Source organism: Micromonospora sp. LOL_025, from assembly GCF_048060285.1.
GTDB lineage: Bacteria > Actinomycetota > Actinomycetes > Mycobacteriales > Micromonosporaceae > Micromonospora.
Map to the genome: position 1 here is coordinate 1 of NZ_JBHMIR010000110.1, position 765 is coordinate 765.

1 protein-coding gene is annotated in these 765 nt (G+C 75.8%); it reads left to right on the forward strand.

All coding sequences use genetic code 11. The features are described from left to right. Positions 1-765: ketoacyl-synthetase C-terminal extension domain-containing protein (locus tag ACFHW0_RS31700; protein ID WP_416613303.1), on the forward strand; the 765-nt coding region annotated here is incomplete at both ends.

The window sequence follows — 765 nt, forward strand, 5'->3', positions numbered from 1 at the left end:
CGAGGCGCACGGCACGGGCACGACGCTGGGCGACCCGATCGAGGCGCAGGCCCTGCTGGCCACGTACGGGCAGGAACGCGACGAGCCGCTGCTGCTCGGGTCCGTGAAGTCGAACATCGGCCACACCCAGGCCGCCGCCGGCGTCGCCGGCGTGATCAAGATGGTGCTGGCGATGCGGGAGGGCGTGGTCCCGGCGACGCTGCACGTGGACGAGCCGTCCCCGCACATCGACTGGACGGCCGGCGCGGTGGAGTTGGCAATCGAGTCGCGGCCGTGGCCGGCGGTGGACCGGCCGCGCCGGTCGGCGGTGTCGTCGTTCGGCATCTCCGGCACCAACGCCCACGTCATCATCGAGCTGCCCGAGGACCTGCCCGCCGAGAGCGCGGAGCCCGACGGCGAGGCCGCCGCGGACCGCAGCCCGGGACTCGTGGCCTCCGACGTCGTCGTGTGGACGGTGTCGGGGCGGTCCAAGGGCGCCCTGGCCGGTCAGGCCGCCCGCCTGGCCCGGCACGTCCGCGAGCACGGCGAGATCGATCCGGCGGCGGTCGGCTGGTCCCTGGCCACCACCCGGTCGGCGTTCGACCAGCGGGCCGCCGTGGTCGGGGCCAACGTGGCGGACCTGCTGGCCGGGCTCGACGCCCTGGCCGCCGGCGCGCCGGCCGGGAACCTCGTCACGGGTACGGCCTCCGCGACCGGTGCGGTGTTCGTGTTCCCGGGTCAGGGTGCGCAGTCGGCGCGGATGGCCGCCGGTCTGGTGGGTCGTAC